This window comes from Promicromonospora sp. CA-289599, assembly GCF_050936155.1.
Classification (GTDB): Bacteria; Actinomycetota; Actinomycetes; order Actinomycetales; family Cellulomonadaceae; genus Promicromonospora.
Map to the genome: position 1 here is coordinate 5,396,852 of NZ_JBNJNI010000001.1, position 25,430 is coordinate 5,422,281.

At 66.5% G+C, this 25,430-nt stretch carries 13 protein-coding genes; 10 read left to right on the forward strand and 3 right to left on the reverse strand.

The annotated features are described in order from the left end of the window. Nucleotides 1–31 precede the first annotated feature (31 nt). Nucleotides 32–1,924, reverse strand: coding sequence for an RICIN domain-containing protein (locus tag ACQEVI_RS24025; RefSeq protein WP_432903879.1), 1,893 nt, complete (start codon nt 1,922–1,924; stop codon nt 32–34). A 97-nt stretch (nt 1,925–2,021) separates the two neighbouring features. Here ACQEVI_RS24025 and ACQEVI_RS24030 point away from each other — a divergent pair, with 97 nt between their 5' ends. The 6 genes from ACQEVI_RS24030 to ACQEVI_RS24055 all read left to right on the forward strand — a co-directional run bounded on the left by ACQEVI_RS24030 (nt 2,022) and on the right by ACQEVI_RS24055 (nt 15,336). Beyond that, complete coding sequence (locus ACQEVI_RS24030) at nt 2,022–2,645, forward strand: TetR family transcriptional regulator (RefSeq protein ID WP_432903882.1); 624 nt, start codon at nt 2,022–2,024, stop codon at nt 2,643–2,645. Between the two features lie 42 nt (nt 2,646–2,687). Beyond that, entirely contained in the window at nt 2,688–3,425 is a 738-nt protein-coding gene (locus ACQEVI_RS24035) for an alpha/beta fold hydrolase (RefSeq protein WP_432903885.1), read from the forward strand. Between the two features lie 629 nt (nt 3,426–4,054). Beyond that, nucleotides 4,055–6,967, forward strand: a complete 2,913-nt coding sequence (locus ACQEVI_RS24040) for a hypothetical protein (RefSeq protein WP_432903888.1) — start codon at nt 4,055–4,057, stop codon at nt 6,965–6,967. Between the two features lie 83 nt (nt 6,968–7,050). After that, nucleotides 7,051–13,635 carry an RHS repeat-associated core domain-containing protein gene (locus ACQEVI_RS24045; protein WP_432903891.1) on the forward strand — a complete coding sequence of 2,195 codons (6,585 nt, stop codon included), beginning with the start codon at nt 7,051–7,053 and terminating at the stop codon, nt 13,633–13,635. Next, nucleotides 13,625–14,317 carry a hypothetical protein gene (locus tag ACQEVI_RS24050; RefSeq protein ID WP_432903893.1) on the forward strand — a complete coding sequence of 231 codons (693 nt, stop codon included), beginning with the start codon at nt 13,625–13,627 and terminating at the stop codon, nt 14,315–14,317. The genes ACQEVI_RS24045 and ACQEVI_RS24050 overlap by 11 nt, the downstream gene beginning before the upstream one ends. A 506-nt stretch (nt 14,318–14,823) precedes the next feature. Next, nucleotides 14,824–15,336: a hypothetical protein gene (locus tag ACQEVI_RS24055; RefSeq protein ID WP_432903896.1), complete on the forward strand. Its 513-nt coding sequence runs from the start codon at nt 14,824–14,826 to the stop codon at nt 15,334–15,336. 261 nt (nt 15,337–15,597) lie between these two features. On the opposite strand, the gene ACQEVI_RS24060 is transcribed toward ACQEVI_RS24055, so the two are convergent. Next, a complete protein-coding gene (locus tag ACQEVI_RS24060; protein WP_432903899.1) occupies nt 15,598–15,723 on the reverse strand; it encodes a hypothetical protein in 126 nt (41 codons plus the stop codon). A 486-nt stretch (nt 15,724–16,209) separates the two neighbouring features. On the opposite strand from ACQEVI_RS24060, the gene ACQEVI_RS24065 reads away from it, so the two are divergent. Next, complete coding sequence (locus tag ACQEVI_RS24065; protein WP_432903902.1) at nt 16,210–17,607, forward strand: RHS repeat-associated core domain-containing protein; 1,398 nt, start codon at nt 16,210–16,212, stop codon at nt 17,605–17,607. A 2,030-nt stretch (nt 17,608–19,637) separates the two neighbouring features. Then, on the forward strand, nt 19,638–19,835 hold the full coding sequence (locus ACQEVI_RS24070; RefSeq protein ID WP_432903905.1) for a hypothetical protein: 198 nt from the start codon (nt 19,638–19,640) through the stop codon (nt 19,833–19,835). 425 nt (nt 19,836–20,260) lie between these two features. Here the strand turns inward: ACQEVI_RS24070 and ACQEVI_RS24075 are convergent, their stop codons facing one another. Continuing rightward, nucleotides 20,261–20,962 carry a GNAT family N-acetyltransferase gene (locus ACQEVI_RS24075; protein ID WP_432903908.1) on the reverse strand — a complete coding sequence of 234 codons (702 nt, stop codon included), beginning with the start codon at nt 20,960–20,962 and terminating at the stop codon, nt 20,261–20,263. 36 nt (nt 20,963–20,998) lie between these two features. Here ACQEVI_RS24075 and treY point away from each other — a divergent pair, with 36 nt between their 5' ends. Both treY and treZ read left to right on the forward strand, forming a co-directional pair. Next, entirely contained in the window at nt 20,999–23,545 is a 2,547-nt protein-coding gene (gene treY, locus ACQEVI_RS24080) for a malto-oligosyltrehalose synthase (RefSeq protein WP_432903911.1), read from the forward strand. After that, complete coding sequence (gene treZ / locus ACQEVI_RS24085; protein WP_432903914.1) at nt 23,542–25,422, forward strand: malto-oligosyltrehalose trehalohydrolase; 1,881 nt, start codon at nt 23,542–23,544, stop codon at nt 25,420–25,422. Before treY ends, treZ begins: the two co-directional genes overlap by 4 nt. Nucleotides 25,423–25,430 lie beyond the last annotated feature (8 nt).

A 25,430-nucleotide genomic window follows, 5' to 3' on the forward strand; every position in this document is an offset into this window, starting at 1 on the left:
GCTCCCGCACGGATCGTGGAGCGGTGCGGGCTCAGCCGATCTGGGTGAGCCGGAAGACCTGCGTGGCCGCACCCGTACAGGGCTGCTGGGTCAGCCGGGTGCCGTCGGTCCCGGTCGCGGAGCCGAGTGTCAGGCACGAGCCGCTGTGCCGGGCCGTGAACGTGAGGCCGCCACCGGTCGCCGTCGGCCGCCACTGCTGGTTGGTGCCGCCCACGTACGACCACAGGTGCACCGCGGCCCCGTTGGCGACGGCCCCCGGGCCGCCGTCGACGTCCCAGACCTTGCCGGCGTGCTGATTGGTCACCTGGTAGTAGCCGCCCGTGGTGGGCGTGAAGCGCCAGCGCTGGTTCGCCTGCGCGGCGTCGCCGCAGGCCCACTGCTGCAGCGCGGTGCCGTCGGTAGTGCCCCAGCCCGCGGCGTCGAGGCACTTGCCGCTCGCGGACGACGCCACCTGGTACCAGGACGCCGGGTCCGGGTCGGTCGGGGTGGTGGTCGACCGCGGGTCCCACGTGTACGTGGCGACCGACCGGCCGGGCAGGGTGTGGGTCAGCGAGCGGCCCTCGTCGGTGATCGAGAAGGTGCGGCTCCCGGACGACGCGTTCACGACGTAGGCGATGCGGGTCCCGTCCGGGTTCTGGTGGACGACGTTCTGCAGGCCGCCGGAGCCCTCGCTGGTCGAGCCGATACGCCGGGCGCCGGCGTCGATGAACTTGCTCAGGTGTCCCAGCACGTAGAACTCGGCGTTGCGGGTGACCGTGCCGCCGTCGATCTCGACGACGCCGTTGCAGCGCGTGCCGCAGTGCCCCTGGTGCGGGCCGCCGTTCCGGTCGAGCGCGAGGTTCCAGTTGATCGTCGTCTCGCCGCCGTTGCGCATGTTGCGCACCACGAGGTTCTCCGCGTGCCAGATCAGGGTGTCGCCGAAGGTGCTCGCGGCGTTGTCACTGTCCGTGCCCGAGCACTCGGTGAAGTAGACGCGCTTGCCGGCCGCCACGACCTGAGCCTGGTTCTCGGGCGGGCCGCCGTAGCAGTGGAAGGCGGCCCCGACGACGCGGGAGATGCCCTGGGTGCCGTTGAACACCTCCAGCGGGTAGTCGGGCCGGTCCCAGTTGTGGTCGTAGGCGAAGAGCTGCGTGCCCAGCCCGGCGCTGGTCAGCCGGGCGTCGAGCACCCGGAAGAACTGGGCCTGCTCGGCCGCGGACATGCTCATCGAGGGGTAGCTCGTGGCGAAGAGCGGCTCGTTCGCCACCGTGAGGTCGCTGAGCGTCACACCCTGCTGCGCGTACGCCTGGATCGTCCGGACCAGGTAGTCGGCGTACTCGTCGTAGTTCTCGGCGCGCAGGCTGCCGCCGTTGAGCGAGCCGCCGGTCTTCATCCAGGCGGGCGGCGACCACGGGCTGCCCATGAACCGGATGCCGGGGTTGATCGACAGCGCCTGGCGCAGCACCGGCAGGATCTGTTGCTGGTCGCGGGCGATGCTGAACTGCCCGGGCGTGTCCTCGTACGTGTAGAAGCCGCCCGAGTTGAAGTCCGTGCTGCCGAGCGGCTGGCGCAGGTAGTTCAGGCCGATGCCGTCGCCCGAACGCGAGAACAGCGACCGCATCAGGCTGTCGCGGGTGCCTGCGGGCAGGTTGCTGATCAGCGAGGCGGAGGCCTCGGTGACGGAGGCGCCGGCGCCGGTGAAGCGCTGGGCGACCTGGCCAGGGTTCACGCGGATGTCGAGCGCCTGCGGGCCGGTGTCGAAGTTGAGCGTGCCGCCGTCGGCGAGCTTGCGGCTGCCGTCGGCGGTCGTGACCCAGACGTGTGCGGTGGTCGGTGCGGCGGCCGCCGGGGCTGCCGCTGGGCCGATGCCGGCGGCGCCGACGGCCAGGAGGCCGAGCGTGGCGAGCGCCGTCCGGACGGACCCGGTGCGGGTGGTGCGCGTCATTGCGACTCCCTCGATGGGTGGATTGTGCGGTGAGCCTACTCCTACCTACCGAGTGTTCGGTAGGTAGGGTTTTCCGCAGGTCCGTAGACTCGCTCGGATGACACGAGAAGGCGGGCGAACCAGGGTGCGGCGTCCTCCCGTCGAGCGCAGGGCGGAGATCCTGCGCATCGCCATGGAGACGTTCGCGGAGCGTGGCTACCAGAGCGCCTCGCTGGCCGAGATCGCCGACCGGGTGGGGCTGACCCAGGCCGGCGTGCTGCACTACTTCTCGTCGAAGGCCGGCCTGCTCACCGGGGTGCTGGACCTGCGCGACTCGACCGACATCGAGGAGCTCGGCGACGAACGTCCCCGCGGCCTGGCGTTTCTGCGCCACCTGGTCGAGACCACGCGGCGCAACGCCGAGCGCGAGGGGATCGTGCGCCTCTACACCGTGCTCGCCGCGGAGAGCGTGACCGCCCGGCATCCCGCGCAGGACTGGTTCCGGGACCGGTACCAGGGGCTGCACGCCCTGGTCGTCGAGGCGCTCGACGAGGCGCAGAAGCTGGGTGAGGTCGGAGCCGACGTCGACACCGGGACGACGGCCCGGGTGATCGTCGCGACCATGGACGGGCTGCAGCTCCAGTGGCTCCTCGAACCCGGTTCGGTCGACATGACGGGGGCCACCGAGGTGGCGATCACCCGGCTCATCGGCAGGGATCTGCCGCCGGCTGAGCAGCACTGACCGGGGGCCTGTGCCGCCTGACGGCGATGGAAGGATGGGCCCATGCTCGTGAACACGTTCGGTCCGGAGGGCGGGCCGCCCGTGCTGCTCCTGCACGGTGGCGGAGTGGCCGGCTGGATGTGGGACTCGCTGTGCCAGAGCCTCGAACGGACCCACTCGGTGCTGGTGCCTGACCTCCCGGGGCACGGCGGGAGCGCCGACGAGCCCTACCGGTCACATGTCGAGACGGTCGATGAGCTCGCCCAGGTGCTTGCGCAGCAGGGTAAGGACGCCGCCGCGGTCATCGGGTTCTCGTTGGGCGCGCAGCTGACGATCGAGCTCGCGTCCAGGCATGGTGAGCTCGTCGACCGTGTCATGGTCGTGAGCGCCCAGGCGAAGGTGATGCCCTTCACCGACCTCACCCTGCAGACCCTCGGCATGGCCGCACCGCTGGCGCGCAGACGCTGGTTCGCCCGGTTGCAGGCCCGGGAGCTGTTCATACCCCCGCACCTGCTGGAGCAGTACATCGACACGAGTGCGCGCGTCACGAAGGAGACGCTGCTGGCCGCGGTCGGAGACAACCTCAGGTTCGAGCTGCCGGGGGAGTGGAGCGACTTTCGCGGCCGTGCCCTCGTGATGGTCGGACGGCGCGAGCGGGCGCTGATGCGTGACTCCGCCGCCGTCGTGCATGCGGCACTGCCAAGCAGTGAGCTGGAGGTGGTCGCTGGATGTGGCCACGGGATCCCGCTGCAACGTCCTGAGTGGTTCAACGCTCGGGTCACCGACTGGCTTTTGGCCTGAGCCGAGGTGGCTGCTGTCGGTGCGCAGGTCGATCGGGTCGCGAGAAATTGGCACGGTGCCTGTCGCCGACCTCCGTCGCTAGGGTGAGGCCGGTCAGCGTGGCGATCCCGCGCCAGCGCTCCAGGTGGCGGATGCGCGCGTAGTGACTCCCTGCATCAGGTCCCCGCGAGCAACTTCAAGGACGGCCTTACGGTTGCTGCCCGAGTGGCCAGCTCCCCGAAACCGGCTATCAGCGGGTGAAGTCCGGATTGTTTCATTGACGCGCTTTGCGTGCCGCTGGTTGAGTCTTGGTCGACATGGTGTGGTGTGGGCGATCGGGAGTCAACATGCGGGTACCAACCGCTGGCAGGGTGCGCCGGATCTGGGCGTCGGTTCTCTCGCTCAGTCTCGTAGGGGTCAGCCTCAGCGCGGCGGGTGGTGTGGCGCAAGCGGACGACGTGCTCCCGGTGGACGAGCCGGTCGAGTGCGTTGATGTACTGACCGATCCAGGCGTGGATCCGGTTCAGGTCGCGTCAGCTTGCGGTCACGACGTAGAGATCGCAGCGGCCCGTACCCCGTGGGACACCTACTTCGTCCAGCCGAATGGACAAGTGCGGTGGGTGTCGACCGCGACTGCTACCAGGACGCGTGTGAACGAGACCTGGGAGCCGGCGTCCGGTGAGATCGTGACTGACCCGGGGGAGCCTGGTGGCCTGACGGTGGCTGCTGGTGTGTTCGATATCGATCTGAAGTCGGCTGGGCCTGGTGAACCGTTCGCTGAGCTGGCGGACCCGTCGGGTATTGCGGGTGACGTGGGTTGGGACAACGAACCCGGCCAGGTGCCCACGCCGCCTGCCGGTGACCGCAAGGTGTCCATCAGCCTGCCGACGATTCCCTACCAGGTCGGCGAGCCGGTTCTCGATCCGGACAACCCGCTGCGTGCAGAGTTCCCCTTGGTGCGGCCCGATGCGTCCACGATTCCCGGCGCCGCGGTCGTCGTGACCGTCGAAGATGACGGCACGGGTCTGATCCCCGTACTGCGAATCGACGACGTTGAGACCTACGAGCTTCTGGAGCAGGCAACCGGTGGCGCTGGACTGTCGTTCGCTTACGAGGTGTCGGACGACTTGCGGGTCGAGGCCGCGGAGCCTGTCGATGGTGGGGATGGCACCGAGCTCGAGTCGGGCGAGTTCCAAGTGGTCGACGTGACGACTGCTTCGCAAGACGGCGGCGAATCCGATGTGACGGTGTTCTCCGGTGGACGTCCTCAGCAGTGGGACTCTTCGGCAGGTAGTCCTGGAGCTGCCCCCGATGAGTCGCTCGCACGCACGTCGGCGAATGTCGTAGACGAGGGCGACGCGGTCAGCGTCGATCGTCTGATCGCTCCCGTGGATGGCGACCAGGTGGTCGACATGGACATGGAGATCGCTGCGGATGGGCGCTCTGTAGTTGCGACCGCGGACGACGCGATGTTCGCGGACCCGGACGCGACCGGCCCGTTCTACATCGACCCGCAGATCAAGGGCGGACTGCACGAGTGGACTGCTGTCCGTTCCGGGTGGCCGACAAGCTCGGCGTCCTACAAGTTCTCGAACTCCGAGGGCGTTGGACTGTGCCCGACATGGGGCTATCCGATATGCGACCGGACGAGTGTCTCGCGGCTGTTGTTCGAGTTCTCGATGTCGGGTCTGCCAGCGGGTGTGTCGGGTAGTCACGTCTCAAGTGCCACGTTCTCAGCGCTCGGGAGTCACTCCTACACCTGCAACAAGTACGGCGTAGCGCTCTATCAAACAGCGGAAAACGGTGTGTCATCTGCGACGACTTGGAACTCGCGAGGCAACTGGCACGATTACCGGTTCCAATCACAGAAGTCGGTGACACACAGGGATGGGTGCACCGGGCGGTCGAGCCGCGTGTCGTGGGGCGCAAAAGCCGCCGCAGTGTCGGTCGCGAACGGCGACTGGGACTATGTCACGCTCGGTCTGCGGGCTGTTGACGAGGGCAATCAAGATAAGTGGCAGCGGTATGTCGCGAACACCCTGAACGGCTCGTCGCACAAGGCCCAGTTCACCGTGACGTTCAACCGGCCGCCCTACATGCCCTCGGCTGCGTCGATGAAGACGCAGGCTCAGATGACGGGCGACAAGTTGGATTGCGCGGGGTCCTCGAGCTCACCGACCGTTGTCCGCACCAGGGTGCCGTTGTTTCAGGCGGCGGGCGTAGACCCGGAAGGCGAATCGCCGTGGAACCAGTCGGTAGAGCTGAAGTTCCGGGTGGTCGACCACATCGCCGGGAATGTTCGGTGGGAGTCGGGTTGGACAGGTCTTCAAGCCAGCCCCACCACGCACCGGGTGCGTGTGCCCGAGAGCAGGCAGCTGACCAGCCAGCGGGTCTATCGGTGGCAGGCGGTCGCGAGGGACTCCTCGGGCAAGTCAACCGGCTGGTCGGACACGAACTGCTATATCCGTCCCGATGTGACGGGGCCGAACGCGCCCGAGGTGAACTCGTCGAAGTACCCGTCGTGGCCTGCGGGCGTCGCGGGTGGCGTTGGGCAAGCTGGGACCTTCACGTTCTCGGCGAACGGCTCCACCGACCTGAAGCTGTACAAGTACTCCTTCAATAACGGCGAGAAGGCCGGCACCATCACGACGTCAGGCAGCAGCTCGAGGTCCGTGTCGTTCGCGCCGAGCGAGTCGGGCTACAACGAGGTGGAGGTCCAGTCGCAGGATGTGGCCGGGAACTGGTCGCCGGTAGAGAAGTATGAGTTCTGGGTGGGGTACCCCGCTCGGGACGGTCTGTGGCATCTGGACGAGGGCACGGGTACGACTGCGCTCAACGAAGTGACCAGTGCTCCGACGGCAGGCAACCTGACCTGGTCATCTGGCGTGTCGTGGGGTAAGGGCGCGCTCAGGGAAACCATTGCCGACCCCAATGATCCGGACGACCCCCGGTTCGTCGGTGACAAGGCCCTGGTGTTCGACGGGACGGGCGTGGCGCGGACGAGTGGGCCGGCCGTGGCTATCGACAAGTCCTACACGATCATGGCCTTCATCAAACCCGCAGCAGACTTCTCCGGTGTTGGCGTAGCGATCTCGCAGGAAGGCGACAAGCGCGGCGCTTTCCATCTGGGGTACACCGACAGCGCGGACTGCGGCACAGAGACCGATGAGACGGACCGGCAGCTGCCGTGCTGGGGACTGTGGGTCAAGGACGCCGACACCACGGACGCAGGCCACACGGCCGCGCGGTCCGACATGCCGGCCATAGCCGGGCAGTGGGTGCACGTCGTGGGAACCTATGACGCTTCGGATCCCGCCAATCCGACGCTGAGCGTGCGAGTGTGCGACCCGTCCGCGCCGCCGTTGGAGACGCCAGAGCCGGTGACGGTTGAGATCGATCCCGTGGCGTGGACCGCACCCGGTCCGATGCGTCTCGGCTCCGGCGTGCGCGCGGGCATCCCGGAGTGGCCGTTCCGCGGCGCAGTAGACGACGTGAGGGTTTACCGCGAGCTGGTCGAGCCCGAACGGCTTGACCGCATCTGCACGGGGTTAGACCCGTCATGACAATGCGACGCCAGGGCAACAACGGGCCCGAAGGCAAGCGTTACTCGGCAGGTGCAGAGCGCAGGAACATCAGGGGAGACGCGATGACCGACAACGGGCGACACCAGACGGCAGCCGATCGCGGCACAATGCCTCGACCGGCATGGGCGCCGGCGTTCCTAGGAGCCGGGCTCGCGCTGGCTCTGGTGATGCCGGTTACTGTGCCCGCGTCAGCCGCAGAGAACCCAGACGTGGCCGAACGGCAGTCATGGAGCCTTGCCGAGCGCGCTGAACACGACCGGGAGTTCGCCGGCGAGGTCCGACTGCCCGAGGGGCTGCCTGCCACAGAGGTGGAACCGGACGAGGCGGCGGTCTCGATTCCTCACCCGCGTACCCGTGAAAAACTGATCTCGGTGACCGCCGCTGCCAGGATCTTCGATCTCCCGGAGACGAAGGCAGGTTCTGGGGCTCCAGACGACGTTCGCGCGAGCGTTGGCGGGCTACCCGTCCAGGTCGAGAGCCCGGGGAGGAGTGCTCGCCGCGCTGCTGGGGTGTCCTCGCCCGACGTACCGGAGAGCGTGCGGGTCGCGACCCTCGACGAGGCCTCGGCACGTGCCCTGGGCGTGGAGGCGCTGCTCACCGTCGCTCACGCGCCGCAGGCTGGCCCGGTGGGTGGTGCGGGTCTGGGTGTGAGCGTGGACTACAGGGGACTGATCGGCGGGAATCCGGAGCTCGCGTCACGGCTGGGACTGGTTGCCCTGCCGGCCTGTGCTCTGAGCACGCCCGAGGTGCCCGCCTGCCAGGTCCAGACCCCGCTACCAGGTCAGGAGAACCAGGTAGAGGATGGAACCGTCACCGCTGTCGTCGAAGTTCCTGCGACCGACTCGGAGACGGCCACGACGGGCCGCATGTCGGCTCCGACGGTTGAACGTGCCGCCGCGAGCGAGACGATGGTGCTAGCTGTCGCCGCAGACGCGGGTGGTTCTGAGGGCGACTGGAAGGCGACGCCGTTGTCGGGTGCAGCAGCCTGGGAGACCACGGCCGGGACAGGGTCGTTCACGTGGTCCTATCCCTTCCGAGCCCCTGGGACCGCAGGCGGACTCGCACCTGAGGTGTCCTTGTCCTACGACTCGGGCAGCGTGGATGGGCGCGTGGCCTCGGCCAACACCCAGACCTCCGAGATCGGAGAGGGCTGGGACCTGGCCACCGGAGGCTATGTCGAGCGCAAGTTCGCGCCCTGCGTCGACGACCAGGCCGACTCCTCCGACAACGAGGCACCGAACAACGCGGACCACGACACGGGCGACCTGTGCTGGAAGAACGACAACGCGACACTCGTGCTGGGTGGCAAGGCAACCGACCTGATCAAGGACGAGGCCACCGGAAAATGGCGCCTCGAGGCGGACGACAACTCGAAGGTGGAGTCCCTGACCGGGGGGTGGAACACGGACAACGACAAGGAGTACTGGAAGGTCACCACCACGGACGGGACGGAGTACTGGTTCGGGCGGGACAAGCGCGCCGCGGACGACCCGGTGAGCAACCTGTACTCGGCGTGGACGGTGCCGGTGTTCGGCAACCACCCCGGTGAGCCGTGCTACAAGAACGCGGCCGACGGTGGGTTCGCGGCCTCGTCCTGCAAGCAGGCGTGGCGGTGGAACCTGGACTACGTCGTCGATACCTCAGGCAACACCATGACCTACCGGTACACGCGCGAGTGGAACAACTACGGGCGCAACAACAACAAGACCGACGTCGCGAACGCGGACTACGTGCGCGGCGGGGTCCTGAACCGGATCGACTATGGCACACGCGCGGGAACCCTGACCGGGACACCATCCGCGGTGATGGACTTCAGCTACTCCCAGCGATGCATCCCCACGAGTTCCTTCGACTGCGGGACGTTGGACGCGGACACACGGGATCATTGGCCGGACGTGCCGCAGGACCAGGTGTGCTCGATCGATGCCGATACTTGCGCCGGCCGTACTGCACCGACGTTCTTCACCCGCAACCGGCTGACCGGAGTAGAAACGAAGATCCTCAAGGCTGACGGTACCTACCGTGCGGTCGACTCCTGGGCGCTGACGCACTCGTTCCCCGACGCCGGCGACGGGCTCGACGCACTGTGGCTGAACCAGGTCACACACACCGGCAAGGGCGGGGGGTCGAACGTCGCGTTGCCGGCCACGCAGTTCGGATCGGTGCAGCGCGCGAACCGAGTAGCCGCGGGTGCCGACCGTTCGGCGATGAACCGGATGCGCATCGGGCAGATCCGTACTGAATCGGGTGCCATGGTGACGGCGACGTACACAGGCGCGGACTGCACCCCGACGTCGACGCCGACAGCACCGGAGTCGAACACTCGCCGGTGCATGCCGGTGTGGTGGACCCCAGCCGGCAACGAAGATCCGGTCATGGAGTGGTTCCACAAGTACGTCGTGACCAAGGTGATCGATGACCCGCGCGACGGCGGTTCCGATCCCACGGTGACCAGCTACAACTACTCGGGTGGAACGGCATGGCGGTACACCGACGACGAGCTCACGCTGAAGAAGCACCGCACATGGTCCGACTGGCGTGGCTTTGCCACGGTGAATGTCTACACCGGTGACCTAGCGCGGAACCCGGACATCACGCGAACACGTACGCAGTACGAGTACTTCCGAGGCATGCACGGGGATCGCGAGAGCCCGAGCGGTGGTACGACGAGTGTGCAGGTCGACGGCGTCAACGACCTCGACCAGTGGGCCGGAATGGTGCGCAAGGAGACCGTCTTCAACGGGAGCGCGGTCGTGTCCACGACCGTGAACACGCCCTGGCGGTCCTCGGTGACCGCTACCGACGCTGACGGGGACAAGGCTTTCTACACCGGCACAGAAAGAACTGAGACAACAACGACAACCCCGGACCGTGCCGGTGGGAACCTCGTTACTCGTACGGACACGGGCTTCGATGATCTGGGGCGTGTAAAAGCGGTGAGCGACCTGGGAGACGTGGCTCTCGCGTCCGACGACACCTGTACCCGGACCACATACATCGACAACCCGACTGACAATATCCTTAACACTGTGCGCCGGGTTGAGACCGCGGGAGTTGGGTGCTCTCCGTCCCCAGCAGACCCAGAAGACGTGGTTTCCGACCAGAGGTACGCGTACGACGGCGGCGCTGATGGTGACCTTCCGACCAAGGGGCTCGTGACCACCACGCAGGAAGCTGCTTCCTACAGCGGCTCGACGCCCGTGTACGTGGACGTCGAGCGCACCACCTTTGACGGTTATGGACGGCTGGCTACCACAAAGGCCGCAAACGACCGCGTCACTACGACCTCGTACGGCACAGTGCAGCATCTGACGACGAGAACCACCGTCAGCAGCCCTGATCCGGACGGTAGTGGTGCTTTGGCTGCCCATGTGACCACGACCGTGCTGGACCCGGCTTGGGGAGTGCCTACGAAGGTCACTGCTCCGGACGGTCGGGTCACGTCTGGAAGGTACGACGCGCTGGGTCGGCTGACCTCGGTGTGGGAGCCCGGCCGGGTGCAGGGCACCAACACAGCGAGTCGCACGTATGCGTACACGGTGCGTTCGACCGGTGTGAACGCGGTGACCACGAGCACCCTGAAGTACGACGGGTCCGGGTACCTTACGAGTGTGACGTTGTATGACGGGCTGCTGCGCGAACGGCAGACGCAGTCGACTTCGGCGTCGGACCTGGCCACCGGGCGGGTCATTACGGACACCACCTATGACACCCGCGGACTGGCCGTCCTGAAGAATCATGCCTGGCACAACACTGCCGCCCCGGGCACGACGGTCGTCACCACGTCCGCGGCGGTGCCCGGCCGAACCCTCACGGAGTATGACGGCGCCGGGCGGGTCACCGAAGAGCGGTTCCAGGTCGACGAGGACGCCGAGAACTACGACAACGGCGACTACGTCCTGAAGTGGTCCACCACCACTCAGCACCGCGGAGACCGGACTCTGGTCGACCCACCTGTGGGTGGAACACCGACCACCACGATCATGGATGGCAGGGGCCGCACGATCGCGCTGCGGCAGCACACGGGCACCAGCCCGGCCACGGCCTTCGTCGAGACGACCTACGCCTACGACGACGCGGACCGGCTCTCCCGGGCTGTGGACGACGCCAACAACACCTGGACCTACACGTACGACCTTCGTGGACGTCAGACCCGAGCAACGGACCCGGACAAGGGTCGGACCGACACGACGTATGACGTGGTAGGGAACGTCCTGACCACCACTGACGCGCGGGGGAGTGTCATCGGTTACACCTACGATGCGCTGAACCGCAAGACCACGATGCGCGAAGGTGGCACGGGCGGCACGGTCCGTGCACGGTGGGCCTACGACCGCCTCGTCGACGGCACGATGGTTGCGGGACAGCCCGCGTCGTCGACCCGGGTGGTGGGCACCGGATCTGCTGCGACGGAGATCACGACCACGGTCGACGGGTACGAAGTTCACGGGCAGCCGACCGCCACGACGATGACCATTCCGGCGACGGTCGACGGTGTCAGCTTGGGCGCACTGGCCAAGGAATGGACCACCGAGTACACGTACACCGCGACCGGCAAGCCTGACACGACGAAGTACCCCTCCGGGGGAGGGCTCCCGTCCGAGATGATCAACCTGGCCTACGACAGTGCAGACCAGGTCAGGGGTCTCGACTCCGCTGGTCACGGCATCTATGTCGCCGCCGCGGACTACAAGCCCACCGGTGAGGTCGCGCGCCTGTCGTTCGGTAACACGTATGCGTATGTGCAGGATCGGGACTACGAGTTCGGCACCAACCGGCTGATCGGATCCACGGTCGTGGCCGAGGCACCTAACGGCACGGCCGTGGACGTGCAGCGTGCCGCGTACAGCTGGGACAACGCCGGGAACCTGAAGTCGGTCTTGGACGCCCCGGCGGCGAATCTCGGGGGGCGGGCGCATGACCGGCAGTGCTATCGGTATGACGGATTGCGTCGGCTGACTCAGGCTTGGACTCCGGCCAGTGCCCAGTGCGCGACGGACCCGGCTACGGCCAACCTCGGTGGGGCGGCACCGTACTGGCACAGCTACAGCCACGACACTGTCGGCAACCGGACCCGGGTCGTGGAGCACTCGCTGCCCAACGGGACTGCCGCGCAGACCCAGACCTACACTCGGCCGGCCTCTGGGTCGAACGCGGTGCGGCCGCATGCGGTCACGTCAGTGTCCGCGACCGGGCGTGGTGCGGGTACTTCGTCGTACAGCTGGGATGCGGCGGGGAACATGACCGGCCGGGACGTTGCCGGGCAGGCGGCCCAGCAGCTGGCATGGGATGTCGAGGGGGAGCTCGCGGAGGTCCGCCAGGACGGCAACGGGGACGGAGACACGACCGACGCGAACGAACGGGACTCGTACATCAACACCGCGGACGGTGAGCGGGTGCTGCGTACCCAGGACGGATCCACCACGCTGTATCTCGGGTATCAGGAACTGACCCTGAACCACGACAGTGGGGCGATCAGCGGGGAGCGGTACTACTCCTTCGCGGGGCAGACCATCGCGACCCGCACCGGCTACTTCGCTGCTGAGGTCACCACCATCATCGGTGACCACCACAACACCGGTGGCGTCCAGATCCCGAACGTCGCCGGCCCCGGCAGCCGGGTCCACCGGTACACCGACCCTTACGGCAAGCCTCGCGGTCCTCACACCGGTCAGGGCGCGGACGGTGGTGCTGACGGGAACTGGACCGGCGAGCATGGGTACCTCGACAAACCGGTCGACTCGACCGGCCTTACCGCAATCGGGGCCCGTATGTATGACCCAGGCTTGGGGGCGTTCGTCTCCGTCGACCCCGTCATGGACCTCGCTGATCCGCAGCAGTGGAACGCTTACGGCTATTCCAACAACAACCCGACCACGTTCTCTGATCCCACTGGGGAGCGGTACGAGGAATGCGGCACCACGCATAACTGCCAGACGAACAGCAAGGGCAAGGTCACTAGCGCCAAGAAATACAAGAAGCGCAAGGCGACCATCAACGACTTCAATTCTCGTTTGAGAACGGCTCAGGCATATATGCCGCCTGCTTATTGGGCGGTCCGCCCGGCATCGACCACTGGTGGCCTAATGGGTGGTGTCTATGGTCTCGGCGGGTTGAACGGTTGGGGCAACTCAATCCAGAGGACTTTACCGGCTAAGCAGAACATGGCCGTCCAAAGGCCGTCGATGAGCGGAGGTGATAACCGATCCCGGCTCGCGACAAACAGTGACTATTGGAATGCCCGCCAAACTTCTTTCGGCGCGGCTCATGGCGCAAGGTCGGTGCCGGGTAATATGACTGGTGACACCTATGATTTCTCTAGGTTGCGCGGTGTGAGAGGCGCTTCCCGAACACTTCCGTGGGTAGGTTATGGTGTCACCGCGTACGAAGATGTTCGCACGGCAGAGAGCGTTGAGCACGGTGCGGTCATGCTCGGTATTGATACTGGTGCCATCGTGATTGGTGGGGCGCTCGGCGCGGCGGTTAGTGCTGCGTTTGTAGGGGCGGTTGCGGGCAGTGTTGCACCAGGTATCGGTACCCTAATCGGCGCAGTTGTCGGATTTGCGGTCGGATTCATCGCAACCGAGTACATCTCCACCACTGCAAAGAGTGCTGCTAATGATAGGTGGTTCCGCCGTGAAGACTGACGTGTGCTTCTGGCTCTGCGAGCGACGTTACATGGAGGCTCCAGAGTTCTGGGAGATGTATGCGCCTGGGGGCGCTCGATTTGCCGTGGCTGCAATCTGCCTCCCGATAATGATCTTCTTTCTTGTGCTATTCCTCGTTCGCCTGGTGAAAGTTTGGCGCAGCAATTCTGCGGCCGATGTGCTCATTCGTAACTTTACTTTGTCAATTTCGAAGGGTGATCCCGAGCGTGCGCGTGGGAATGTGCGAGCAGTTGTGCCGATCGCGATGGTCGGTATTTCGCTCTCCACTCTTGCGCTCTACGTATTTCTGCGTCTCATACCTGGATTTCCCTGGCAGTACTTGTCGGTAGCTACAGCGATGGTGCTGACGAACATCTACTGGGGTGCGACCTGGTGGACGATCATCTATTTCAACCGTCCGAAGTTTCTTGTCCCGCCGCATATGCGCGGTGACCGTGGACTCCGGGCGGTGCTGCGTGACCGTCGTGCGATGGAGCCCGGGCCGCGAACTGTGCCACCTCGCGGGATTGAAGGTTTAGACGAGCCGCTTGGCTGGCAGGGGTCGCCTGAGCGTTCTGGAAGGGGCGCAGGTGGGGCATCGGATTCGGATGATTCTAGGGCGGCGTCAGCTGGACGGCGGCGTGATCGGCGTCGTCGGCGGAGTGATGATCCATCTGGGTGATCTTGTGGTCGCCGGTCGATATCACTTCGGATGGGGAGCATCGGTGTAGTCGCGGATTTAGCGTTGTTCGGTCGGGGTCGGAGCGAGCGCAGACCGGGACTGTGATGCGTGTCTTTTGGCCGGGTACGCGGTCACGCGACGCAGTTCGGAGTATTGGGCCTGGTGTACCCGATGTTCATACTGTCGCTGGGGCAATCATTCCAGGACGACAGGGACAGGGCGGGCCTGCGAAAAGCTCCTGGAAACATATACAGTTAAATGTAAGACGCAGGGCCGAAAATGGCGGCTGGTTTTGGGTGTAGCTGGCTTAGGCCATACTATCAATGAGGGTGTTCGGGACAGCGGCGGGGGCTCGCAACTCATCGGCGAATTGATTGGGGAGGCGTTGGCAGAGGCAGGTATTGCTCTCTTGGTGCCGGACTACTCGCGGCAGGCGTGTCGTACGGCGTCTCCTACGATGCCCGAGAAGCGGTCCTCGATCGGCACGGCGTTGTGACCAGACCATGATGAACGACCCGAACTTCCCGTTCCCGCCATGGCTCTACGTCATCATGGTTGTTCTGCTTTGTGCCACGGTGATCAATGCCTGGTACCAGATGATCCGCATCTTGCGGAATCCCGAAAGGGTTGAGTGGGGTATTGCCCAGTTCATGCAGACGCTCGGGCGCGGCGACCGGGACTTGTCACGGTCATACGTTCGGGGGATTATGCCGGCTGCGAGTGGCGCAACGGTCATGTGTTCAGGTGGTCTGCTAGTCATCATTTTGCCCAATCCAGACGACTTCGGTTTCGGGTTTGTCTGGATCATCGTGGCGATGGTGCTATCGATCTTCTTGGTCATTCTGATCGTTCAATTCAACTTGCCCAAGTTCTTGGTTCCGCCGCATATGAGGGCGGATCCGGGGTTCTGGCAGGTTAAGCGCTTGCGTGTGCGGGGTGTCGATGTGGATGCCCTGTATGAGGCGTCAGCGGAGCAGTGGCGGGAGCGTCGGGATCGGCGTCGCCATGAGGGGCCGTAGGAGTTTCGGGCAGTTGACCTCGGATATTCAGCCGTGGGTGCCTGCTGGCTTGAAGTGACGAGGAGAGGTGCCTTGACCTGCAGGGGTGCTGTTGTCGAGACATCATCGGTTCGCAGGAGAGGGCACCTTCGAGGTGAACGGTAGCGGGTGGGCGGCCTGAAAGTCGGCGCGGGCGGCAAGGGCCTGGTCGGGCATGCCGAGGTGGTGCTGACCACGCTGACATCGCGCGTCTCGCGAACGATCTAGGAGACCCGCCCCAGCTCAGCGGTACTGGTTCGCCTGGCTCTCGTACAGCGCCGCGTACACGCCGTCGGACTCCATGAGCTCCCGGTGTGTGCCGCGTTTGACGATCACACCGTCGTCGAGCACGACGATGAGTTCGGCCATGCGTACGGTCGAGAACCGCCTCGCGGGATTGAAGGTTTAGATGAGCCGCTTGGCTGGCAGGGGTCGCCCGAACGTTCTGGACGGGGCGTAGGCGGGGCATCGGATTCGGATGATCCCAAGGAGGCGTCAGCTGGACGCCGGCGTGATCGGCGTCGGCGACGGAGTGATGATCCATCTGGGTGACCTTGTGGTCGCCGGGCGATATCACTTCGAATGGGGGAGCGGGCCAGCACCGTGTTCGAGTCCAGGACGAAGCTGGGGGTACATGTACGCCCGACATTGCTGACAGGTCACCGGCCTCGACTCCGGCACTCCTTGCGGATCGGTCGTCGGTCACGATCGCGTTGATCAGACCCGCCAGCATGGCCAGCCAGTCCCAGCCCAGCCTCTGGGTCGAACGCGGTGCGGCCGCATGCGGTCACGTCAGTGTCCGCGACCGGGCGCGGTGCGGGCACGTCGTCGTACAGCTGGGATGCGGCGGGGAACATGACCGGCCGGGACGTTGCCGGGCAGGCGGCCCAGCAGCTGGCATGGGATGTCGAGGGGGAGCTCGCTGAGGTCCGCCAGGACGGTAACGGTGACGGTGATATGACCGACGCGGACGAACGGGACTCGTACGTCAATACCGCGGACGGTGAGCGGGTGCTGCGTACCCAGGACGGGACGACGACGCTGTATCTCGGGTATCAGGAACTGACTCTGAACCACGACAGTGGGACGGTCAGCGGGGAGCGGTACTACACCTTCGCGGGGCAGACCATCGCGACCCGCACCGGCTACTTCGCTGCTGAGGTCACCACTATCACCGGTGATCACCACAACACCGGTAGCGTCCAGATCCCGAACGTGGCCGGTCCCGCCAGCCGGGTCCACCGGTACACCGACCCTTACGGCAAGCCTCGCGGTCCCCACGGCGGCACTGGCGCGGACGGTGGTGCCGACGGCAACTGGACCGGCGAGCACGGGTACCTCGACAAGCCCATCGACTCGACCGGCCTCACCGCTATTGGCGCTCGGATGTACGATCCCGCCCTGGGGGCATTCATCTCCGTCGACCCCATCATGGACCTGGCCGATCCGCAGCAGTGGAACGCCTACGGCTACTCCAACAACAACCCCACTACGTTCTCCGACCCCACCGGAAAGCGATACGAGGAATGCGGCACTACGCATAACTGCCAGATGAACAGCAAGGGCAATGTCACCAGCGCGAAGAAATACAAAAAGCGCAAACCGACCATCAACGACAAGCGGTCGCGGTGGCGGGTGGCTGCGCGGTCACGTGCCACAACGCCGTGGTACTCGGGACCGACAGAGTATGCCGGGCACGGCATCACAGCGGCTGGGATTGGGCTGGACGCAGCTTCGGCGGCGGCGAATCGTGGTGTTGCGGCCAAGGACAACGCGTCGTCGCGGCACGTCAAGGGGCAGGAGACCACTGGGATCCCTGGCCGGCAGGCGGCCTTGGATCAGCAGCGGAGGGATGCCTCGGCTGCCCGGAGGGTGATCCATGAGAAGCCGGCTGCCCGTTGGTCGACGAGTACTGCCTCGAAACTGGCGACGAGCCCCGTGGGGAAGGCTGGACTGCCTGGCGTCGGCGTCGGCGTTATCGTTGGAATGCCGAACTACCACGACGCGAACGGTGGTTCGTGGGCTCTTGCGGGTGCGCAAGCAGGCCAGGACGCTTTGTTCGCGGCGGCAGGCGGCTGGGCGGCAGCAGCTCTTCTTGGCGCATTCGTCGTAGGCACCGGAGGGCTCGGCCTCCTGGCGATCGGAGCTGCAACTGCGATTGGGGCCGGTGCAGCCTATTGGTACTCCTCACAGAATCTAAATGCTACGAATTCCGCAGTGTTCCGTCGAAATGACGCATGGGGGTTGTGGTAATGTTCAGCACCGTTGGATGGCTTATATGGGGAATCCTGACGGTTCCTGCTGCAACCGTTATAACCGTAGTTCTCGTGCGACAGTTCAAGGATCCTGGCGGAACCGTTAACCGACTGCCGCACGACGACATCGATGTCCGGCGCGCGCGGGCGCGTGCCGGAATAATGATAATTCCTGGAATCTGGTCACTGGCGGCTTATTCATGGCCCGGAACCATCGATTATATGGCGCAACGGGAGTGGAATACTGCACGCGGCACGTCTAGCGACTGGGTGGAGGTCGTTGAGGCTGCGCTTGGTTTCTGTGTCGCCTTATGCGTAGTAGTTGGTCTAGGGCTGTATTTTTTGAATCGCCCGAAACTTCTGATTCATCCGTGTTTTCGTGGTGATCCTGGTTTGTTGAGGGCACGTCGGCTTCGGGCTGAAGGTGTTGATGTGGATGCGTTGTATGAGGCGTCTGCGGAGCGGTGGCGAGAGCATCAGCGTCGTCGTGGGCGCACGGTGGAGTCGCCTGGGGATGGAGGCTCTGGGTGACGTGGTGCACCTGGGTGGCCACGGTCGGCGTCGGGCCAATGCCAGGAAGACTCTTCTTTTCGCGCTGCCTCGGTGGTGTGGCTCTTGTTGCCAGTGGTTGGGGTGTCGGGTGGTCAGGGCGGCGGCAAAGTCGTGGCTATAGGAGCGGCGTGAGGCCTGCTGTGTAGCGTCTTTGCTGGTGAGACGGGGTGCGAGGACGTGTCCGGGTTCGAGTTGGATCCGTAGTTCCTACACTGCCCGGTTCGCCCCGAAGGAACACGCCCTCGCGATGCCATCGTCTCGCCTTGTTGCCCCAGCGTCCAAGCCCGTCTCACGTGAGGCTCCTGCAACTACGGCAAGGGCGGGAGCATCACCAGGGCCAAGAAGAAGGCCAAGCCCAAGCCCACCATCAACGACTTCAATTCGCGTTCGAGAAAGGCCCAGGCATATATGCCGCCTGCTTACTGGGCGGTTCGCCCGGCATCGACCACTGGTGGCCTAATGGGCGGTGTCTATGGTCTCGGCGGGTCTAATTCATTTGGGTTTGGTGTGGGTGTCTCGGCCGGCGTGCATGGGCAGGTTGGTTACGGAAAATTGCTTCGGTAGTGAACCCGCCTAGGAAGGTTGTGTGACGTGGAGACAATTCCATTCGCTGTAGGACTAGGGCTCGCTGTGCTCGGGGTGATGGGGATTCGCGATCCGGATAAGTGGGGTGGGCGATATCAAAAGCTCCTTGACGCGATGCCTAATTTCTACCGAGACTCAAATGTTTGGGGTGGCACTCAGAGGGGCCTGTCGATTCGCCTCTCGATGTTTTGGATAGTTGGTGGTGCAATATTTGCTATCGGTTCAGTGGCGAGATTCTTGTGGTAATTTTGAAGTTTAGTAAATGATCTCCATTTTCCGCATGGTGGGCGGTGGGGCCTGAGAGGCCATATAGCATTTCTTATCAATGTCGTTCTGTAGCATTGCGGAGGGGACTGTTGCCAGAGCCTCGGCAAAGTCGCGAGGCGGGATTGATACCTGCGTCTTTGCACGTGGGGCGAAACAAGTGCGGGCGTGTCCGGCCCGGTTGGATGGAAGTCCTTCACGCCACCGTCCGACCGAGGAACACGCCCGCGTATGCGATCTTCCCGTCCTGACGCAGGGCTGGCCGGTTCTCGGTAGGTGAGATAGGTAGGGCGCGACCCTGACCTGCGAAGATGGGAGTTTTCTACACTTCCGTTTCGCGCGAAGGGGTCGCGCCCGTGTTCCCATCTTGGCTCATCCGTGCCCTGCCTGGCTACGACCTTTCCGGGTGGGAGCCCTCGGACGCGGCGGTCATCCGCGCGACAATCGAGGAAACATCACGGGGTTTTCGGGAGGCGCAGGGATAGGGGTCGGTTACCGATATGGGGGTACTATAAGCGTGGCAACACAGTAATTATCGGGCGGTGAAAGATGGATTGGGAATCAGTCATTGGCGACCCCGTGCGCGGTCCTATGCTTCTAGGGGGCTTCGGCTGCATACTTTTTGGTGTGGCGGTCATGATATTTTATCGCCCGATCGGGAGGTTCTTCGAATGGCTTATTGATCACATTATTCCCCCGGATCTCAGGGATCGGTTCGATGTGGCTCCTTGGGGGTTGGGCCTGGAGAAGAGCAATCTGCTGGCCGGTGGCCTCTTCATCATCTTTGGCTGTGTCTATGTATGGGTAATTCTGGTATTAACCTGAGCTCTTAGTCGGTTGCGGCTGACTCGCGACCATGGCTGGTCGGTTCGCGGTGAGTGCGATGCGGTGTGGACCGGGTTGTTGGGTTCCGGCAATGGGTTGAGCGTGGCCTTCGCTTCGCAAGACAGGAAATGTCGAGTCAACCGTCTTAAGACGCAGCATTTGCGGCAGCCGGTGGCTGGTCCGCTGGTGCCATCGTGGCGGCGGGCCCGGCGGCTCACCTCCTTATCTGCGGCGCCGAGTTTCCTTTGGAGGTCGCAATCAAGGCCCGTCGGGTGCTTCGCGATCCGCCGGAGTGACGCCGAGCGCTCCTAAATCCTTGGCCGTTGTGGCGGGCGGTGGGGTCTCCGCCGGATCGGTACTTCGAAGCCTTCGGGCCCGCTGCTCGAGCTGAATCCGGCGTCGTCGCTCGCCTGGACAGGTCGCTGTCAGACCGGGCGCGCAGCAAGTTGCCGACAATCCTCGTCGAAGCCGAGTCGGGCCGCGACGGCGAGCGACGCGGAGTTGGTCTCCAGCGCTCGCCAGCGTGCGATCCCATGGTGTCCGACGGCGTACCGGACGGCGGCCGAGGCGGCGGCTACGGCGTGACCACGTCCGCGGGCCTCCCGGGCTACCAGGACGCCCACGTCTGCTGCGACGCCGTCGAAGGGCGTTAGGTTTGCTGCGGCAACCGGTCGGTTCTGGGCGTCGTCCAGCAGCCAGGCGTGCCCGACGTCGTCACCTGCGAACCCGCTCTCTGCCCACTCGTCGGGCGATACCCGAGAGGCGAGCGCGGCTCGCACCTGTGCCGGCGACGCCGGGTAGGCCGATCCAGCGGCCTGTAGCTGCTCGTGCGAGCCGGCGAATGAGTGGACGCTCGGGCCGAGCACCTTCCAGCCAGGTAACCGCTCAGTCCACCAGTCCGGGCTCATCACGGTGTTCGGGCTCAGCGGCCACGCGCGCACATGCGCGGTCATCTCGGACGGCGCCGTGATGAGGACCGCGCCCTGTCGAAGTACGGCGTAGATGCCGGGGTAGCCGGCGAGGTGCTCACCGTGTGCGACGACGCGGACTTCTCCGTCTTGTTGGCTGGTCGCGCCGAAGGTCCGCTGCCAGAACTGATCGATGCGGGACCGAGTCGTAAAGTGCACGGTGCGAGTACAGCACCCCCGAGCGACGGAGGCACAGTGCATTCCCATCTCCCCGGACCAGGTCGCCGCACCCCGGTCAGCACCTACCGCCTGCAGCTCGGCCCCGATCTGACGTTCGCCGCGGCCGAGAAGGCGCTGCCCTACCTCGACACCCTGGGGATCACCGACCTCTACCTCTCACCCGTCCTGCAGGCCGCGCTGGGTTCCACGCATGGGTACGACGTCGTCGACCACACCCGGATCAGCTTCGCGATGGGTGGCCGGGAAGGGCTCGAACGGCTCGCCGCCGCGGCGCACGCGCGCGGGATGGGCGTCGTCGTCGACGTCGTGCCGAACCACATGGCGGTGCCCACGCCCGCCTGGCACAACCGCGCCCTGTGGTCCGTGCTGAAGTACGGGCCCGAGTCCCCGTACGCGAAGTGGTTCGACGTCGACCTCGCCGAGGGCGAAGGGCTGCTCATGCCGGTGCTGGGCGCACGGATCGGGACGGTGCTCGCCGCCGACGAGCTCGTGCTCGACCACACCGTCGTGCCGGGGGACGGCGGCGCAGGTACCGACGAGGAGCAGCCGGTCCTGCGCTACTTCGACCACCTGTTCCCCGTCCGGCCGGAGACGGAGCACCTGCCGCTCGCGGAACTGGTGGGCCGCCAGCACTACCGGCTCGCGTACTGGCGCGTGGCCGACGAGGAGCTCAACTACCGCCGCTTCTTCGACGTCGGCACCCTCGCGGGCATCCGCGTGGAGGACCCGGGGGTCTTCGACGCCACGCACGCGCTGCTGCTCGAGCTCTTCGATCAGGGCGTCATCGACGGCTTCCGGATCGACCATCCCGACGGCCTGGCTGATCCCCGCGGGTATCTGCGCAGGCTGAGCGAGGCGACCCGCGGGGCGTGGATAGCGGCGGAGAAGATCCTCGAGGAGGACGAGGAACTGCCCGACGACTGGCCCGTCGCCGGCACCACCGGCTACGACACGGCGTGGCGGCTGCACGCCCTGCAGGTCGACCCCGACGGCGCTGCGCCGCTCGCCGGCCTCCTGCACGAGGTGACGGGCGAGCACACCACCCTCGACGACCTCATCGAGGAGGCCAAACGACAGATCGTCGAGACCTCGCTGTACGCGGAGACGCACCTCGTGACCACCATGCTGGCCGACATCTGCCGCGAGGACGTGCGGCTGCGCGACCACACCTTCCGGTCCATCCAGGACTGCGTCACCGAGCTCATCGTCGCGTTCGGCCGGTACCGCGCCTACGTCGTGCCCGGGGAGGCGGCGCCGCCCCTGGCCGAACGGGTGGTGCGCGACGCGGCCGACGTCGCCCGGTCGCGGCTCGACCCGGACCGGCACGACACGCTGGACGTCGTCGTCGACCTGCTGCTCGGCCGGGAGGTCGGTTCTGCCGGCCGCCAGAACGAGGAGCGACGGGCCGAGCTCGTCGTCCGGTTCCCCCAGGTGTGCGGCGCCGTCATGGCCAAGGGCGTGGAGGACACCGCGTACTACAGGTGGACGCACCTGGTGAGCCTGTGCGAGGTGGGCAGCGCACCCGACCGCTTCGGCGTCGGGCCGGACGAGCTCCACGCCCTCGCGCGGCGCACGTCCGAGTCGTGGCCCGCGACCATGACCGCGGGCTCCACGCACGACACCAAGCGCGGCGAGGACGTGCGCTCGCGCATCGGGGCGATCGCCGCGCACGCCAACGCCTGGACGGCGCTCGTGCGGCGCCTGCGCGAGGCGACAGCCGACCTGCGCCCCGCCGACCTCGACGGCCGCACCGAGAACCTGCTGTGGCAGACGCTCGCGGGAACCTGGACCCCCGCGGGACCGATAGAGGCCGACCGCCTCACCGCGTACCTGGTCAAGGCGTCCCGGGAGCAGAAGGCGTGGACCACCTGGACCGCGCCGGACGAGGCTCGCGAGGAGGGTCTGGTGCGGTACGCGACAGACCTGCTCACCCACCCCGACGTCGTCGACGGCTTCACCGGCTGGGTCGAGCGCGTGACGCCGACCGTCCGGCGTTCGGTGCTCGCGACCAAGCTGCTCCAGCTCACCGTGCCCGGCGTCGCCGACGTCTACCAGGGCACCGAGGTCACGGGGACGTCGCTCGTCGACCCCGACAACCGGCGGCCCGTCGACCTGGAGGCGCTCGCGAGCACGCTCGCCGCGCTCGACACGGGCCGGACGCCGTCGGACCTCGCGGAGGAGAAGCTCGCGGTGACGGCCGCCGCGCTCCGTGTCCGGCGGGCGCACCCCGACGCGTTCGTCGGGGAGGACGCCGGCTACGAGCCGCTGCCGGTGACGACGGGCCGCGCTGTGGCGTTCGCCCGGCGGGACGCTTCCGGGCCTCGGGTAGTCGTGGTCGCGACACGGCTCGGCGACGCGCCCGGCCAGGCGGAGGCGACGGTCGTGCTGCCCGAACCGAACCCGGGCGAGGCATGGCGGTCGCTGCTCACGGACTCGACTGCCGACGGCGGCGCCGTGCACCTCGGCGACCTCCTCGGCGGCTGGCCTGTTGCGCTGCTCGTGGCCGAGCCCGCCGGCAGCGCCGGGTCTGTGGACATGACGACGGACGGGGCAACCGCATGACCGCGCCCCTGCGCCTCTGGGCGCCGCGCGCGTCCCGTGTCGACCTCGTTCTGCCGATGTCCGGCAGCACGGAGCCCATGACTGCCGACGACGGCGGCTGGTGGCACACCGCACGTCCCCTCCTGCCCGGCACCGACTACGCGTTCTCACTCGACGGCGGCCCGCCGCGCCCCGACCCGCGCAGCCCCTGGCAGCCTGCCGGCGTGCACGGTCCGTCACGCACGTTCGACGCCGCCGCGCACCCCTGGACCGACGCCGCCTGGCCCGGCCGCGACGTGCTCGGCGCCGTCACCTACGAGCTGCACGTCGGCACGTTCACGCCCGACGGCACGCTCGACGCCGCCGTCGGGCGCCTCGACCACCTGGTCGACCTGGGCGTCGACGTCGTCGAGCTCATGCCGGTGGCCGCGTTCGCCGGGCACCACGGCTGGGGGTACGACGGCGTCGCACTGTGGGCAGTGCACGAGCCGTACGGCGGCCCGGCCGCACTGCAGCGCTTCGTGGACGCCGCCCACGAGCGCGGCCTCGCCGTCTGCCTCGACGTCGTCGACAACCACCTGGGCCCGTCGGGCAACTACCTCGCCGAGTTCGGCCCCTACTTCACCGACCGGCACCAGACGCCCTGGGGCGCGGCCGTGAACCTCGACGGCGAAGGCTCCGCCGAGGTGCGCGCCTTCGTCATCGAGAAGGCACTGCGCTGGTTCCGCGACTTCCACGTCGACGCGCTGCGCCTCGACGCCGTCCACGCCCTGGTCGACGACTCGCCCCGGCACCTGCTGGCCGAGCTGTCCGACGCCGTCGCCACGCTGGCCAAGGAGATCGGGCGACCGCTCTCGCTCGTGGCCGAGTCCGACGCCAACGACCCCCGCACCGTCACGCTCACCAGCGAGGCGTTCGAGGGCCGCCCCGGGTACGGCATGACCGCCCAGTGGGCCGACGACGTCCACCACGCCCTGCACGCCCTCATCACCGGCGAGCGGCAGGGCTACTACGACGACTTCGGCGCACCCGAGACCCTCGCCAAGGCCCTCACCGGCGCCTTCGTGCACGACGGCGGCTGGTCCACCTTCCGCGGCAAGCTCTGGGGCGCGCCGGTACCGCCGGACCTGGACGGACGCCGCTTCGTCGTCTGCTCCCAGAACCACGACCAGGTGGGCAACCGGGCGCTCGGCGACCGACCCTCCCGCGTGCTGGCGCCGGGGGCGCTCGCGGTGAGCGCGGCCGTCGTACTGCTGGGACCGTTCACGCCGATGCTGTTCATGGGGGAGGAGTGGGGCGCGACCACGCCGTTCCAGTACTTCTCGGACCACGAGGAGCCGGAGCTCGCCGAGGCGATCTCACGCGGGCGTGCGCGGGAGTTCGGCGGGCACGGCTGGGCGGAGCTGTACGGGGCCGACGTCGTAGTGCCTGACCCGCAGGCGCGCGAGACGTTCGAGGCGTCCCGGCTCGACTGGGCGGAGCCCCGCTCCGACGGCGGACGCCGGATCCTCGACCTGTACCGGGCGCTGGTCCGGCTCCGGCACACCGAACCGGTCATCGCGTCGGGAGACCGGCGCGCCACGACGGTCCGGGTCGAGGACGGTGCGATCGTGCTGACCCGTGGCGCGGTCGAGGGTGGTTCAGCCGACAGCGGCCTGAGCGGCGGCGGCGCTCGCGTCGACGTGGTGCTCGGACTGGAGGAGCGGCCGGTGTCGGTGGTGGTCGAGCACGAGGGTGAGCCGCCGTCGGTTGCGCTCGATTCCGCGGCGGTGCTCGGAACTGATCCGGCGACGCTGGAGAGCCGACCCGGCGCGACGACCGTGACGGTGCGGGGCCCGGGCGTCGTCGTGCTGCGGCAGGCAGCGTCCGACCTCGGGGCTCACGACGACGAGCGGTGAGGCCGGCC

Excerpts from the sequence above, each read along its gene's own strand:
- ACQEVI_RS24035 (WP_432903885.1), top strand. The coding sequence starts at position 2,688 with ATGCTCGTGAACACGTTCGGTCCGGAGGGCGGGCCGCCCGTGCTGCTC.
- ACQEVI_RS24060 (WP_432903899.1), bottom strand. The coding sequence starts at position 15,723 with ATGGCCGAACTCATCGTCGTGCTCGACGACGGTGTGATCGTCAAACGC.
- ACQEVI_RS24030 (WP_432903882.1), top strand. The coding sequence starts at position 2,022 with ATGACACGAGAAGGCGGGCGAACCAGGGTGCGGCGTCCTCCCGTCGAG.
- ACQEVI_RS24055 (WP_432903896.1), top strand. The coding sequence starts at position 14,824 with ATGAACGACCCGAACTTCCCGTTCCCGCCATGGCTCTACGTCATCATG.
- ACQEVI_RS24025 (WP_432903879.1), bottom strand. The coding sequence starts at position 1,924 with ATGACGCGCACCACCCGCACCGGGTCCGTCCGGACGGCGCTCGCCACG.
- treZ (WP_432903914.1), top strand. The coding sequence starts at position 23,542 with ATGACCGCGCCCCTGCGCCTCTGGGCGCCGCGCGCGTCCCGTGTCGAC.
- ACQEVI_RS24065 (WP_432903902.1), top strand. The coding sequence starts at position 16,210 with ATGACCGGCCGGGACGTTGCCGGGCAGGCGGCCCAGCAGCTGGCATGG.
- ACQEVI_RS24045 (WP_432903891.1), top strand. The coding sequence starts at position 7,051 with ATGACCGACAACGGGCGACACCAGACGGCAGCCGATCGCGGCACAATG.